Source organism: Actinophytocola sp. NPDC049390, from assembly GCF_044466355.1.
Taxonomy (GTDB): Bacteria; Actinomycetota; Actinomycetes; order Mycobacteriales; family Pseudonocardiaceae; genus Actinophytocola.
Genome location: NZ_JBITMQ010000006.1, coordinates 344,122 through 358,586 on the forward strand (window position 1 = coordinate 344,122; position 14,465 = coordinate 358,586).

Below are 14,465 nucleotides of genomic sequence, written 5' to 3' on the forward strand. Positions count from 1 at the left end.
TCGTTCTTCGGCAGCATTCCGGCCGCTATCGTTCATTTCATGTCGGAGTTGGCGACGGATGACGGCATCACGGAATTGGCGCTCGCGGCCGGCCGTGGTGACCGGGACGCGGCAAATGCATTCATCCGGAGTACGCAGCGTGACGTCTGGCGGTTTCTGGTGTACCTGGCGGGCCCGTCGGAAGCTGAGGACCTCACTCAGGAGACGTTCGTGCGCGCGCTCGGTGCCGCGCACCGGTTCACCGCGCGCAGTCACGCGCGGACGTGGCTGCTGGCCATCGCGCGCCGTGTGGCCGCCGACCACTTCCGCGCGGCGTCCGTCCGGCCCAGGATAGCCGCCGACCAGGACTGGCAGGCCGCCGCCGAGCAGCGTGGCGCCGTCGGCCAGCACGGACTCGACGAGACGGTGTCGATCAACCTGGCGGTCCGCACCCTCCCGGACGACCGGCGCGACGCGTTCGTGCTGACGCAGGTGCTCGGCCTCGGGTACGCGGAGGCGGCGCAGGTGTGCGGCTGTCCTGTCGGGACCATCCGCTCCCGTGTCGCGCGGGCCCGCAGGGAACTGGTCGAGGCGCTGGGACTGGGTCTGCGGCAGGCGCCCGCGGCCGGTCCGTGACGCATCCGGCGTAGTGCGTTCACTCGTTTGTCACACCGGTGACAGCGCTCCCGAAGGGTACACTCCCAACGCCTTGACAAGCGTCAAAACGGTGTGGAATGGTACCGCGCAGGTATGAGGGCCTAATTTGAGTTGCTCAAATGTGGCAGCGATTCCAAGTTGAGCACGCAATCAATTAACCCAAGTGACGTGTTGTTCGTCTGTTCTCTCCAGTAGCATGTCATTTCTACGCGTTTCCGTGGCAGAGCGGTGAGGATCGGGTGTGGGCGGCATGACGATCGGGACCGATGCCGGGGCAGTCGGAGGTGCGCCGCCGGGCAGCGGCCCACGGCGCCGCCGACGACCCGGCGACGAACCCTGTCGTCGACCCGCCGGGAGCACCCTCCGGGGAGCCTCACCTGCCGTGCCCGGAGGGCACAGCGGAGATGCGTGTGTTACGGGGATTCCTTCGGGTGCAAGGAGTTAGGCTCGTGTACGAACCACGTTCGCTGCAAGGTCACCAGTTCGTCGATGAGGACATACGCGGCCTGGCCGGTCCCTCGGTCATGCCCCGATTACGCTGACGGCACCGGGGCACGCCGTGGAAACGTCCGCCGCACCCGTGACGTCGGAAGTCGACAGAACCGTCTCGTTCCCCGCGCCGCGACTCGCGGTCGGCGTGGTGACCGCGGTCTTCGTCAGTATCAGCCTCATCGGGTTCCTGCACGTGCTGTTCCTGCCGATCAGCATCGGCGAGATCGTGCTGTCGTTCGGCTGCATCGTCGCGCTGCTGGTCATGCAGTTGTTGTGGTACGGCCGTTCGACCGCGCCGGTGCGGTCGAAGATCGGCTACGGGATGCTCGCCGCGCAGGCGTGCCTGGTGTACCTGCCCATCCTGATCTTCGGTCAGGCGTGGGTCGGCATGCCGGGCTTCCTCGCGGGCAGTGTGCTGCTCGTGCTGCGCCCGATCGCGGCGTGGGCGTCGTTCTGCCTGATCGTCGCCAGCATGGGGTTCGCCCAGTTGGAGTTCACCGGTGCGCCGGTGGACATCCTGTACACGTCGATCTCCACCGTGACCACGGGATTGGTCGTCTACGGCCTGTCCAGGTTGGCGGCGTTGGTCGTCGAGGTGCAGTCGACCCGCGCCGAGATCGCGCGCATGGCCGTGCTGCGGGAAAGGCTGCGGTTCGCCAGGGACCTGCACGACCTGCTCGGGTACAGCCTTTCCGCAATTACGTTGAAAATTGAACTGACGCACCGGTTGCTGGAGAAATCGCCGCAGGAGGCGAGCGACCAGCTCCTGGAGATCCTCGAGATCTCCCGGCTGGCGCTGTCGGACGCCCGCACGGTCGCGACGGGTTACCGCGAGCTGTCGCTCGAAGACGAGTGCCGCTCGGCGGTGTCGGTGTTGCAGGCGGCCGACATCAGCGTCCGGCTCGACAGCGACCACACGGATCTCCCGGTCCGCGTCAGCACGGTCCTCGCGACGGTGTTGCGCGAAGGTGTCACAAACCTGCTGCGACACAGCAAAGCCAAGCACTGTGAGATCACGATTCGTCAGACCCAGGACCGCGCGACACTCGAAATCGTCAACGACGACGTGCAGCCGAACCCGAAGGCGCCCAGGGACCGCGGGCGCAGCGGGTTGCACAACCTGTCGGTGCGGGCCGGTGAGATCGGCGGGACGGTGACCGTCGACCACGAGCCGAACGAGTTCCGGCTCAAGGTGGACGTGCCGTTGCGGATGGAGCGGAAACGCTGACGGGTGAAGGGCCCCGCGCGAACGGGGCCCTCGCTCAACGGCACTGAAGGTCCATCGGCACGGGCGCGGGGCAGAGCGGTCCACGGCTCGACTATCCACAGGCGACGGTTATCCACAGGCGACGGTCACGCGGCCCGGAAATGTCGGTGGCGTGTGGCAGGCTGGCAACCGGGGGCCGGAGGCCGACCCCCACCGCGACCGGGCCTCAGAGCCACCCGGCCTCGCGGGCGATGCGGATGGCATCGACCCGGTTGCGGGCGGCGAGTTTGCCGATCACCGTCGTCAGGTAGTTCCGCACCGTGCCGACCGACAGGAACAACCGGGACGCGATGTCCACCGCCTGCAACCCTTCGGCGGTCAACCGCAGCACCTCGGTCTCCCGCGCCGTCAGCGGGCACTCGGCACTGTCCCACGCCGCCATCGCGAGCTGCGAGTCCACCACCCGCTGTCCCGCCGCGACACTCCTGATGGCGTCGGCCAACTGGGCCGGGGGCGCGTCCTTCAACAAGAATCCAGTCACCTTCGCGGACAACGCCCGGCGCAAGTTGCCGGGCCTGCCTAAGCCGGTCAGGATCAGGGTTCTGATCTCCGGCAGGTGTTCGTGGATCTCACCCACGGCGGTGAGACCGTCCTTGCCGGGCAGGTCGATGTCGACGACAGCCACATCGGGCTTGAACTTCTGGGCCGTGGGCAGGATGTCGGTGCCGTTGGAGACCTCCGCCACCACCTCGATGTCGGGTTCGAGGTTCAGCAGCGCGACAAGTGCCCCGCGGACCATGTGCATGTCCTCGGCCAGCATGACCTTGATCATTCGCGGATGTACCTCCGAGCTGCCCGATCCGCCCTGTGTTGTATCACGCCGTCGTACGGCTACGCAGTCATCATTATCCGGTTCGTGGCCGCCGTTCTCGGCCGTTCGGCGCAACCGGAACGGTCCGCCACTCACCGCGTTCGACCAGGTGCGTTCCGTCATCACTCTGTCCTCGGTAATCCGATCACGAACTCGCCGACGCTGACCTCGGCGGGCCAGTCGAGGCCGAACGCCGTCGTCGCGGTCTCGCTGTCGCCCGTCGCCACCGCGCACGGGGCCAGCCCCAGCATCGTGGCGACCAGGTACAGGGTCTGCTGCAGCACACCGACGTGCTTGAGCGTGGTCGCGTAGGCGATCCCGTCGTACACCCACGACAGCCGTCCCATCCTGGCCGTCATGGTGATGAGGACGGGTGGCCTGCGCCGCGCCCCCATCAACACCATGGCGCTGTCCAGCAGCTCGTCCGCGTGCGCCGTGTCCGCGTTGACGAGTGTGAGGGCGTGGCCCTCCGGGTCGTAGTGGTAGCTGCCGCGCGGCAGGCCGTCGCAGCGGTCCACGGTCAGGTACAGGTCCAGCTCGTACAGCGAACCCGCGCTCGGGTACGGGCGCGCCGACACCGGGTACCGGACCCCGCCCGCGCCGACCGCCTCGGTCTGCGAACGGACCCGCGCCGCCCGGTACAGCAGCTCGCCGAGCTGCCGTGTGGACGGGCCATCGTCGGCGAACTCGCGCACCGAGTGGCGCTGTTCGACGGCCTGCGTCAGCGTCATCTCGTCCGGCCTCGCGGCGAGGTCCGGGCGGTACAGCGGGAACCGCTGTCCCGTCGGCACCGGCCGCACCACCGGCAGCGGCGCCAGGTCGGGCACGTTGCGGAACGCGGCACCCGCCGGGTCGTCGTGCCTGCCGAGCCTGCTGCGGGAGTGGAACAGCAGGTCGTGCGGCGACCAGATGCGCAGGTCCGGATCGGTGTCCTCGGCGAACACGGCCCGCCCGCCCGCCATCTCGCCCGTCACGACCATGCCGGTGGCCACGAGGTAGCCGAGGATCTCGGCGGTCAGCGCCAGCGTCACGTTGATGGCGTGCGCGATGTCGAGTGCCGTCGTCGCCCGGCCGAGCGTGCCGACCACCCACGTCGTGAGCGGCCGGTGCAGCACGATCCGGTGGCGGGACAGCGGCGACTCGACCACCATCTCACCGGCGTCCTCCCGCACGACCGCGAACCGGGACAGCCGCACGGGGACCGTCTCGTCGATCTCCGGCAGCTCCAGCACCTCGCCCGGCGCCAGCGGCACCGCCGACAGCAGCGGTGTCGCCGTCTCCTGGAGGCCCAGCGACCGCACGACGCACCCGGGCAACCGCGTGAACACGTCGCGGAGGTCGTCGCGGTCGAGGTCGTCGACGTTCGTGAGCGCGACCGGGCCCAGCGTCATCCGGTACAGGCTGTCCACGATCGCCGGCGCTGGCGAGTCCACCCGGACGTCTCCCCAGCGGGTCAGCACGACCAGGTTGCCGCCCACGGCCGGTTCGATGACCACGTCGTCCCTGAAGGACCACAGGGGAAGGCTCACGCAGGGGGGAGCGCCGGGGTCCGATGGCACTTGTCGCTCCTCGGTGTGCGTGCACACGCCGCCCGCGTAATACATCACGTCACACGAATAGGGGGATCGGGTTCAGTTGCTCGTACGGCGTCGGGGCCGTCAGTCTCCCGAGCCGTACGGGGACGTCGAACAGCCTGCCGGGCGCGAACCGCGCCCAGAAACCACGCATGCCGGGCACGATCGCCTTCACCACGGGCAGCCCGACGTCCGGGCGGGTCTGGTCGAGGACCATGACGTCGAGTCCCAGGCCCGCCAGCCGGTCCCGCACCTCGGTGATGTCCTGGTGCAGGTCCGTCGTCGGGACGTGCCGGTAGTCGGCGGGTGTGCGTGGCCGCACCGCGGGATCCGGCCGCAGGTACGGCATGCCGTCCCAGGTGGCGGTGCGCCACCAGTGCACGGCGTCGGGGTCGGACCAGTCGTAGTCTCCTCCGTCACCGGCTGCCACGACGGCTGGCATCAACTGGTTCATTTCCGTGAGCGCCCGGATGAGTGCGACCTCCGGGTCCAGGTGCGCCCCGAACCCGAACATGACGTCCTCACGTGGCCCGTCGGTGCGACGAGACAGCGCGGCCATGGTCGGAATCCCTACGTCCGAGGACACGTCCAGCACCCAGACGTCGCGGTTCAGAGCCGCGTACACGGCACGCAGCTCGTCGATCCAGCGCACCCCGAAGCTGTCGAGGTCTACCCCAGGCGCTCGGGTCTGGTTGTACCACCACAGCGCGACCGCGTCTCGCTCGACCACCTCCAACAGCCCCTGCAGCAACGCGTCCTCGACGCTGCTGCCCGCCGCGTTGCCGTTGGAGTCGGCCGACAGCGAACCGCCGCCGCCCAGTTCGGCGGGTACGTCGAAGTACAGCATCCCGGTCGGCAGCAGGCGGTGCCGCTGCTCGGTGAGCGACCACACGGGGGTCCAGCTGGTGACCGCGTCCTCGTCGAACGGGTCGCACACGTACTGGAACGACGAGTGCGAGGCGTTCCACGCCGCGCGGTTCGCGTACTGCTGCTCGTCGAACAGCAGGCAGTCGGCCGGGTGCACGGCCTCACCGACGAGCTGCGAGTAGCTCGCGACGACACGTTCCTCGTCGCCGTGGAAGTAGCCGCTGTGCCGCTCGATCGCCTCGCACAGCGCGCTCACCTTGCCGTGCAACGGGGTGATGCCCTTGCCGCCGTTCTCCGCGCGGGCCGAGCGCATGTGCTCGAAGTGCCTGCGCACGTTCAGCGCGAGGTTCGGGCCGGCGCGGAACGAGTTGAAGAACGACGGGCCGCGCGAGTCCTTGGTGATCTCCTTGAGCACGCCGGTGACCGGGCTGATCAGGTGCTCGTAGGTGGCGAGCACCTCTTCCGGCGGCATGGCTCGGTGGCCGCCGCCACTGCGGCTGACCTTCGCCACGTGCCCGATCTCGACGGGCAGGCGGGCCTGCTCGCTCATCAGCTCCGGGTCGCCGCAGGCCGGGCACTGCGGCCGCGGACGGAGATCGTGGCGGCGGCCGTGGAGGTCGAGGCTGTCGAGCGTCCACACCGCGCGCTGGCCCTCGTTGCGCAGGCCCGCCACCCACTTGACCGCCTCCAGTGCGACCAGGTTCAGCGCGGCCGCGCCCAGCGGGGGCAGCGACACCGCGGGTGGGATGAGCGGGACGTTCCTGTCGACCAGCGCGCGCAGGTGGGTCTCGGCCTGGCGGTGGCCGCGCAGCCGGTGGGCGAGGCAGTGCCAGCACGCCTGGTCCTCCTGCCCGAAGACCGGGCCGATCCACACCTGCGTGCCGCCGGGCTTCGCGAGCAGCCAGGGACGGCCCGCCGCGCGGTGCACGGCGTCGATGCCGGGGAGCCGCGGGTCGAGGTAGTCCTCGCACAGGACGACGGACAGCGCGGCGTCCTCGGCGAGGTGGTCGGGGGTGCCGGGCACGGTGGTCAGGCCCGCCGAGCGCAGCGCGGCGGTCGCCGCGGCGCCGTCGATGCCGTCACCGGCGCCGTCGTCGGCGGGCAGGAAGATCGTCGAGACGGCGGTGCGCCGCAGGGTGTGCACGACCTCCGACGGCTCCCGCCCGGCGGCCTCCCAGTAGGCGAGGCTGGGCGGGTCCATACCGTCGACCGGTTCACGCAGCGTCACCAGCCCGGCGTCGACCAGGCGGGTGACGACCGAACCGGCCTCCGCGAGCGTGAGCCCCTCGGGGATGTCGCGGCACAGTTCGGCCAGGTCACGGGTGCCGTCGAGCAACGGGGCCAGTGCCTCGACGTGCGCGCCCGCGACGGACGTCGCGTCCCGCTCGGACAGCAGGTACACGGCTTCACCGGCCACCACGTGCGCCCGTAGGTGCCGCTTGAAGCCGATCCGTAACCCGCTCTCCTTGCTTGAGGTGGTCATCGCTCCTCCTCGCACTCGTCCTGCGCTTGAGCCCCGCTCGAACCCAAGCGTGCGTGGCGCGCGTGGTACTGGACAAGTGCGCCTCTCATGTGCTGTACCTCGGTTACTCACTGCCCATTTATGACGCCGTCACTATCGGCGAGGGGCCGTGCCGGAATACCGTGAGATGTCCTGATATCCATGTTCAACGATCGTCGCATCCTGCCGGGACTATCCCGCTGGCACACCCCGCCGGCGGCGGAAAGTGCGGTGGATCTGGCTGATTGCGAGGTCCCGAAATGGTCACCAAATTAGACGCACTGGGAACGATGACGCACGAGGAGAAACTCGCCCTCCTCGCGACCCTGTTGGAGTCGACGTCGCAGCCCGAGCCGGACGAGGACGCCGCCGCCGAGGCCTCGGCGCTCGTGCGTCCGCGCACCGAGGGCAACCCGCTCGCCGACCTGCGGTTCGAGCTGCTCGGCCCGCTGGTCATCCGGCACGGGGACCTGGACGTGGCCCCGAGCGCGCCGAAGCTGCGGCTGATCCTGTCCACGTTGCTGTTCAACGCCAACAAGCCCGTCGGCGCCTCGGTGCTGGCGCGCGAGCTGTGGAGCGACGGCGCTCCGCGCACCGCGCACTCGACGCTGCAGACGTACATGTTCAAGCTGCGCAGGCTCTTCCGCGCCGTGCTCGGCCTGTCGGTGGAGTACATCACCCGCGAGGTCCTGCAGACCTGTTCCGGTGGCTACGTGTTGCGTGTGGACCCCAGCCAGCTGGACATCACCGAGTTCGACCACCTCGTCACGGCGGGCTCGGCCGCCATGCACGCCGGTGACTACGAGAAGGCCGCGAACGACCTGCGCCGCTCGCTCGCGCTGTGGCGGGGCAACGTCGTCCACCACGGACAGTGGGGCACCCTGCTGCGCGCACAGGTCGCGCGGCTGGAGGAGCGCCGTTTCTACGCCCACACCACGAGGATCGACGCGGACCTGTGCCTCGGGCGGCACCGCGAGATGATCAGCGAGCTGGCGTCGCTGGTCGTGGAGCACCCGCTGCACGAGTCGGCGCACACGATGCTGATGATCGCGCTGTACCGGGCGGGCCGGGCGTCGGCGGCGCTGGAGGTCTACATGCGCTTCCGGCAGCGGATGCTGCACGAGCTGGGCATCGAGCCGTCGGACCGGATCCGGGCGCTGCACATGGCGCTGCTGTCGACCGACCCGCTGCTCGCGGACCGGTCGCTGACGTCGGACATGCTGCTCGACCGCCTCGTCCGCACCGGCGGCGCGCAGCCCCGTCGACGCGAGAATTCGTCCGCTGTTACCGGTGGATGACCCCGGCACATTACGGTCATAACCGAATGCGGTGGCGCGCGGAGGAGGAAATGATGACGGTATTGCCGAGCAACAATTCCGGCGAAATCAACTTCGCCAACGACCCGGAACTGCTTTCGGACGTACTACGCCCCTACGCGCGCCCGAAGACCCAGTACCTGAAGTCGGCGACGGTGACGGTGACGGGTGACCTGGCGAGGGCCGAGGGCCGGTTCTCCATCCCGTTCCCCTGCTATATCGACGACACCGGCCACCTGAACGCGGTCGAGGTCACCATCTGCTTCAACCAGCTCATGTACTACCTGATCGCCAAGTGCGTGCAGGAGCGCTCGCTGGCCGCGTTCGACGCGTGGACCATGGAGGACTACTGGGCCAAGCAGCTGCCGGACATCCTCATCGCGCGGTACGGCAGCAGCTTCAAGCGCCCGATCGACTCGGCGGACTTCTCCGGTGAGGTGTCCTTCGGCGGGTTCACCGAGACCAACCGCAGCCGGCCCGTGCTGAGGGTCGACATGCCGTACCGCTTCTGGGACGCGAACGGCGGCCACGCCGAGGGCGAGGTGGGCATGGCGCTGGTCGACCCGCCGGGCATGGCCGTGCGCGCCGCCTGACCCGACTTTCGTAACACAGGAGGACATCGTGGCACCCCAGTTGCGCACGCTCGTCGACGTGGCGCGCACCCACGCTGCCAAGCAGCCGGACGCGATCGCGATGATCTGCGAGGGCCGCCGGATCGACTACGCGACGCTGCACCGGGTGAGCAACCAGGTCGCGCACGGCCTGGCCGCGGCGGGCGTCCGCGCCGGTGACCGCGTCGCGTACCTCGGCAAGGAGTCCGAGCACTACTACGAGCTGCTGTTCGGCGCGGCGAAGTGCGGCGTGGTGCTGGTGCCGATCAACTGGCGGCTGGCCGCCGACGAGGTCGACCACATCCTGCGCGACTCCGGCACCGCGGTGCTTTTCGCGGACACGGCGGCGGAGGCGGTGGCCGACCGGCTGGCGCCGGAGCTGCCGTCGCTGACGACGGTCGTGCGGCTGGACGAGCCGGGCGCGCCCGGTGCCGGGTTCGCGGCGTGGCTGGCGGGGCAGCCGGACACGAACGTGCTCGCCCGGGTCACGCCGGACACGCCGCTGGTGCAGATGTACACGAGCGGCACGACCGGCCTGCCGAAGGGCGTCGTGCTGGGGCACCGCAGCTTCTTCGCGGTCCGCAACGCGCTCGCCGAGGCGGGGGAGACGTGGATCGACTTCCACCCGTCGGACGTGAGCCTCATCGGCATGGCCGGGTTCCACATCGGCGGTATCTGGTGGGCGAACCAGGGCTTCGCGGCCGGTGCCACCAACGTGGTGATGCGCGAGTTCACCACGGCGGGTGCCGTCGAGCTGATCAGGACACTCGGCGTGACGACGGCGTGCCTGGTGCCCGCGATGATGCGGCTCCTGCTCACCGAACCGGGCGTCACGAAGGACGACTTCACCACGCTGCGCAAGGTCATCTACGGCGGCGCGCCGATCTCGGCCGGGCTGCTCGCGCGGTGTGTCGAGGGTTTCGGCTGCGAGTTCGCGCAGATCTACGGGCTGACGGAGACCGGCAACACGGCCGTCTGCCTGCCGCCCGCCGACCACACGCCGGACAGCGGCCGCATGCAGGCCGCGGGGCGGGCGTACCCGGGCTTCGGGCTGAAGGTCGCGGACTCCGCGGGCAACCCGCTGCCGCCGGGCGAGGTCGGCGAGGTGTGGCTGAAGACCCCGGCGGCGATGCTGGAGTACTGGAACCTGCCGGAGGCGACGGCGCGCACGCTGGTCGACGGCTGGGTCGTCACCGGTGACGCGGGCGTTCTCGACGAGGACGGTTACCTGTTCATCCGCGACCGCATCAAGGACATGATCATCGTCGCGGGCGAGAACGTGTACCCGGCGGAGATCGAGAACGTCATCGGCAAGCACCCGAAGGTCGCCGAGTCCGCGGTCGTCGGCGTGCCGGACGAGCGATGGGGCGAGGTCGTGCACGCGTTCGTCGTGCCGGTGGAGGGCGAGACGCTGACGGAGCGGGAGATGGCGCTGTTCCTGAAGGGGAAGCTGGCGACGTTCAAGCAGCCGCTGAACTACGAGTTCATCGAGAAGGTGCCGCGCAACCCGAGCGGCAAGATCCTGCGGCGCGAGCTGCGGGAACGCTTCTGGGAAGGGCACGAGCGCCGGGTGAGCTGAGCGTGCTGAAGGACCCCTTTGGCACCGGGCGTGCGTGCTGAAGGGGTCCTTCAGGGCGGCGGGGCGGCCGACGCTTCAAGGGAGTGGGCCATGGGGCGGTTCTGGTCGGTGTGGTTGACCGGGTTCCTCGCCGGGCCTTCCACCGCCGCGCCGGTCGGGTTGGCGTTGCGGCTGCCTCCGTGGGCGACCGTGCTCGCCGTGTCGGCGGGGGCCTGGGCGAGCTTCGTGATCGCGCTCTTCGCGATGGAGTGGGTGCGCCGCCTGCGCAAGGTCCGCCTCCGCTACCGGCCGCGCCTGCTGCTCCGCTACAGCCTGACCGCCCGCTACCTCCGCCGTCGCCGTGAGCGCGCGGCCGATCCCGAACGGCAGGCCGCCCGGCTGGAGAAGGCGCGCCGGATGCTGACCCGCTTCGGTCCCGCCGGGTTCGGACTGGTCGGTCCCGCCCTGTTCGGGACGTGGGTGTCCGCCGTGCTGGGGGCCGCGCTGGGGCTGGCCCGTCAGCGGTTGCTGGTGTGGCTGGTGGTCGGTGCGACCACGTGGAGCGCCGTCCTGGTGCTCGCCTCGCACACCGTGCTCGGCTGGCTCTTCGCCTGAGTGGCCTGCCTCACACCATGTCAGGAATCGCGTCCCCGCGGTGTCTTGTGCTCGGACCTCGAGCGAAGGAGACACCATGGGCACCGATGTGGTCGTGATCGGCGGTGGGTACGCCGGCGTCATGGCGGCCAACCGGCTCACGCAGCGCGACGACGTCACCGTCACCGTGATCAACCCGCGTACCAGCTTCGTCCACCGGATGCGGCTGCACCAGCTGGTCGGCGGCTCCGACGACGCGCTCGTCGAGTTCGTCGACGTCGTCGCGGACGGCGTGCGGCTCGTCGTCGACACGGTGACGAGGATCGACGCGCCCACTCGCACCCTCACCCTGGCCAACGGTGATCCGGTCGGCTACGACCACCTGATCTACGCGGTCGGCAGCGGCGGCGCCACCCCGAGCGTGCCCGGTGCCGCCGAGTTCGCCTACTCGGTCACGAGCCTGGAGGAGGCGCTGCGGCTGCGGTCGGTCCTCGCGGACACACCGTCGCGGGCACCGGTCACCGTCGTCGGCGCGGGGCCGCTCGGCATCGAGGTGGCCGCCGAGTTGGCGGAAGTGGGCCGGGCCGTGTCGTTGGCCGGGCCGCTCGGGCCCTACCTGCACCCGCGCGGCAGGCGTTCGGTCGCCAAGGAGCTCGCGAAGCTCGGCGTGACCGTGCTGGACACCGCGACCGTGACCGCCGTGACCGCCGACGCCGTGCGGCTCGACGACGGCCGCGAGCTGCCGAGCGCCGTGACCATCTGGACCGCCGGTTTCCACGCGCCGGACCTGGCGCGGCGCAGTGGCCTGCGCACCGACGCCCTCGGCCGCCTGCTCACCGACGAGACCCTGACCAGCGTCGACGACGACCGCATCGTCGCGACCGGCGACGCCGCCGCGCCGTCCGGCGTGCCGTTGCGGATGAGCGCTCAGGCCGCGCTGCCGCTGGGCGCGTACGCCGCCGACACGGTGCTCACCCGGATCGCGGGCGACCGGCCGGCGGACCTCACCCTGAACATCGCCGCCATGTGCGTCAGCCTCGGGCGGCGGGCGGGCGTGTTCCAGTTCGCCCGCTTCGACGACACCGCGATCGGTCTCCACGTGGCGGGCAGGCTCGGCGCGAAGCTCAAGGAGGCGTCGTGCCAGAGCCCGATCTCGCAGTTGGCGAGGGAGGCGCGCAAACCCGGTTCGCACAGGTGGCCGGTCAAGGACGGCAAGCGGGCACGGCGCGTCGAGGCGGAGCGCGGCGCAGCCGTGGCCGTGTGAGGATCGCGGACATGGGTGATCCGGCGACCGAGGCGTTCCTCGCCCACCGCAACCTGCTGTTCGTGGTCGCCTACGAGCTGCTCGGCTCGGCGGCCGACGCGGAGGACGTCCTGCAGGAGACGTGGCTGCGGTGGGTGGCGGTCGACGTGGACGAGGTACGCGACCAGCGCGCGTACCTCGTCCGGATCACGACCCGCCAGGCGCTGAACCGGTTGCGCGCGGTGCAACGCCGCCGGGAGGCGTACGTCGGGTCGTGGCTGCCGGAACCGCTGCTCACCGCACCGGACGTCGCAGAGGACGTCGAGATGGCGGAGAGCATGTCGATGGCGCTCATGCTCGTGCTGGAGACGTTGTCGCCGACCGAACGGGCCGTGTTCGTGCTGCGCGAGGCGTTCAACGTGGGTTACGACGACATCGCCGAGGCGCTGGACAAGACGCCCGCCGCCGTGCACCAGATCGCGCACCGGGCACGCAAACACGTCGAGGCCCGGCGGCCGCGGGAGGCGGTGTCGCCGAGCCGGACGAGGGCGGCGGTGGCGGCGTTCCAGCGCGCGATCGAGACCAGGAACCTGCAGGGGCTGCTCGACGTGCTCGCTCCCGACGTGGTCGCGATCAGCGACGGCGGCGGTGTCAAGCAGGCGTGGGCGCGTCCGATGACCGGGGCCGACAAGGTCAGCCGCTTCATGCTCGGCGGCCTCGCGAGGTACGAGGTGGCGGTCACCGCGGAACCGGCGGTGGTCAACGGCAACCCGGCGCTGATGCTGCGTGTGAACGGCGAACTCGACGGTGTGCTGGCGGTGCGGGTCGCGGGGGACCGGATCACCGGGCTCTACTACGTGCGCAACCCGGCGAAGCTGCACCACGTCGAGTCGGAGACGCCGGTGACCCTTATCTGACGTGCGTGAGGAGGCTCCGCAGCGCGCCCCGGCTCACGGGCAGGACCGCGATGGGGGACTTGCTGTCGCGGAGCGCCTGAAGATCGCCCCGAACTTCCACGCAGTTGCCGTCTTCGGAGCGGGTGGACTTGTGCCAAGTCATCGGAACTCCCTCACAAGCGTTCGCAACAGCGTCGTGCTTTCCATGGTGGAAAGGGCGAGCTGGTTCAACAAGGCGAGTCTCTCGGTATAGAGCTTAGCTTGATCATCGAACAGATACACGCCTCCACCAGCGACCTCGACGTTCACCACCGGGGACGTGTTGGGGAACGTCATGTACAGCCAGCTGTGGCTAACCCCTCCGTAGGGCAGTTGCCTCGGCATGATGCGGATGCCGATACCTCGATCTCGTGCGCTGGCCAGATGGAGCAGTTGTTCGCGGTGCGCCTTGTGGCCTCCGAACGGGGTGAACAGTGCAGTCTCGTGGATGAAAGCGGTGTAGTCGATGTTGCCGAGGATCTTCTGTCGCCGTTTCCTTGCCACCCAACGGAGTTGGGCGTCTTCCTCGCTGGCGCTTCCCGACTGCCAGACTGCCATCGCGTAGGGCTCGATCTGGAGGAGGCCCGGGATCAGTGACACAGCCCAGTCGGTGAGGCTGTTCGCTTCCGCCGCATAGCTTGCCAGGACGCCCATCTCTTCCGGGACGCCGGGCAGCGGCTTGTCCCACCAGCCCGCCGAGTTGTCGGCCCTCGCGTCCCTGATGATCTCCGCGCGTTCGGGCGCGGGCAGCCGGTACGCGGTCACGATCGTCGCGACCTCCTCGCTCGTGATCTCCCGGATTCCGTTCTCCGTACGGGAGAGCGTCGACGGGGACCAGCCCAACAGCTCCGCTGCCTCTTCGAGCGAGAAATCCGTGCGCTGCCTGCGAATCGCGCGCAGGCGCGCGCCGATGCGCCGGTTTCGTGGCCTCGGTTGCCGACGGTCGCCACCCACTGTCTGTCCCCTTTCCGGTGCGGAAAGGAGTTTTCCCTTTCCAGAGGGACATTAGCGGTAGTCCTACGTGGATTCGAGGCACCGCAACAGGTTCCCCGACAACTTC

At 69.7% G+C, this 14,465-nt stretch carries 13 protein-coding genes; 8 read left to right on the forward strand and 5 right to left on the reverse strand.

The features are described from left to right. Nucleotides 1–39: 39 nt before the first annotated feature. Both ACIBVP_RS20135 and ACIBVP_RS20140 read left to right on the forward strand, forming a co-directional pair. Nucleotides 40–615: a sigma-70 family RNA polymerase sigma factor gene (locus tag ACIBVP_RS20135; protein ID WP_396107685.1), complete on the forward strand. Its 576-nt coding sequence runs from the start codon at nt 40–42 to the stop codon at nt 613–615. A gap of 601 nt (nt 616–1,216) precedes the next feature. Then, nucleotides 1,217–2,356: a sensor histidine kinase gene (locus tag ACIBVP_RS20140; protein WP_396107686.1), complete on the forward strand. Its 1,140-nt coding sequence runs from the start codon at nt 1,217–1,219 to the stop codon at nt 2,354–2,356. A gap of 205 nt (nt 2,357–2,561) precedes the next feature. Here ACIBVP_RS20140 and ACIBVP_RS20145 read toward each other — a convergent pair whose 3' ends face one another. From ACIBVP_RS20145 to ACIBVP_RS20155, 3 genes are all read right to left on the reverse strand, one after another. After that, nucleotides 2,562–3,167, reverse strand: a complete 606-nt coding sequence (locus tag ACIBVP_RS20145) for a DNA-binding response regulator (RefSeq protein ID WP_396107740.1) — start codon at nt 3,165–3,167, stop codon at nt 2,562–2,564. A gap of 161 nt (nt 3,168–3,328) precedes the next feature. After that, nucleotides 3,329–4,702 carry a SagB family peptide dehydrogenase gene (locus tag ACIBVP_RS20150; RefSeq protein WP_396107687.1) on the reverse strand — a complete coding sequence of 458 codons (1,374 nt, stop codon included), beginning with the start codon at nt 4,700–4,702 and terminating at the stop codon, nt 3,329–3,331. Nucleotides 4,703–4,814: 112 nt separating this feature from the next. Then, on the reverse strand, nt 4,815–7,130 hold the full coding sequence (locus tag ACIBVP_RS20155; protein ID WP_396107688.1) for a TOMM precursor leader peptide-binding protein: 2,316 nt from the start codon (nt 7,128–7,130) through the stop codon (nt 4,815–4,817). Nucleotides 7,131–7,438: 308 nt separating this feature from the next. Here ACIBVP_RS20155 and ACIBVP_RS20160 point away from each other — a divergent pair, with 308 nt between their 5' ends. The 6 genes from ACIBVP_RS20160 to ACIBVP_RS20185 all read left to right on the forward strand — a co-directional run bounded on the left by ACIBVP_RS20160 (nt 7,439) and on the right by ACIBVP_RS20185 (nt 13,387). Continuing rightward, nucleotides 7,439–8,446, forward strand: a complete 1,008-nt coding sequence (locus ACIBVP_RS20160; protein ID WP_396107689.1) for a BTAD domain-containing putative transcriptional regulator — start codon at nt 7,439–7,441, stop codon at nt 8,444–8,446. A 50-nt stretch (nt 8,447–8,496) separates the two neighbouring features. Beyond that, nucleotides 8,497–9,057 carry an FcoT family thioesterase gene (locus tag ACIBVP_RS20165; RefSeq protein WP_396107690.1) on the forward strand — a complete coding sequence of 187 codons (561 nt, stop codon included), beginning with the start codon at nt 8,497–8,499 and terminating at the stop codon, nt 9,055–9,057. Between the two features lie 28 nt (nt 9,058–9,085). Then, nucleotides 9,086–10,654 (forward strand): fatty acid--CoA ligase, encoded by a 1,569-nt coding sequence (locus ACIBVP_RS20170; protein WP_396107691.1) that lies wholly within the window; start codon nt 9,086–9,088, stop codon nt 10,652–10,654. 90 nt (nt 10,655–10,744) lie between these two features. Continuing rightward, entirely contained in the window at nt 10,745–11,248 is a 504-nt protein-coding gene (locus ACIBVP_RS20175; RefSeq protein WP_396107693.1) for a hypothetical protein, read from the forward strand. Nucleotides 11,249–11,324: 76 nt separating this feature from the next. Then, nucleotides 11,325–12,491: an NAD(P)/FAD-dependent oxidoreductase gene (locus ACIBVP_RS20180; protein ID WP_396107694.1), complete on the forward strand. Its 1,167-nt coding sequence runs from the start codon at nt 11,325–11,327 to the stop codon at nt 12,489–12,491. Nucleotides 12,492–12,502: 11 nt separating this feature from the next. After that, nucleotides 12,503–13,387 (forward strand): RNA polymerase sigma-70 factor, encoded by an 885-nt coding sequence (locus ACIBVP_RS20185; RefSeq protein WP_396107695.1) that lies wholly within the window; start codon nt 12,503–12,505, stop codon nt 13,385–13,387. Here ACIBVP_RS20185 and ACIBVP_RS20190 read toward each other — a convergent pair. Together ACIBVP_RS20190 and ACIBVP_RS20195 are read right to left on the reverse strand one after the other, a co-directional pair. Then, entirely contained in the window at nt 13,380–13,529 is a 150-nt protein-coding gene (locus ACIBVP_RS20190; protein WP_396107696.1) for a DUF397 domain-containing protein, read from the reverse strand. The two genes, ACIBVP_RS20185 and ACIBVP_RS20190, sit on opposite strands and share 8 nt — an antisense overlap. Continuing rightward, nucleotides 13,526–14,359 (reverse strand): helix-turn-helix domain-containing protein, encoded by an 834-nt coding sequence (locus ACIBVP_RS20195; protein WP_396107697.1) that lies wholly within the window; start codon nt 14,357–14,359, stop codon nt 13,526–13,528. The genes ACIBVP_RS20190 and ACIBVP_RS20195 overlap by 4 nt, the downstream gene beginning before the upstream one ends. Nucleotides 14,360–14,465: the final 106 nt, after the last annotated feature.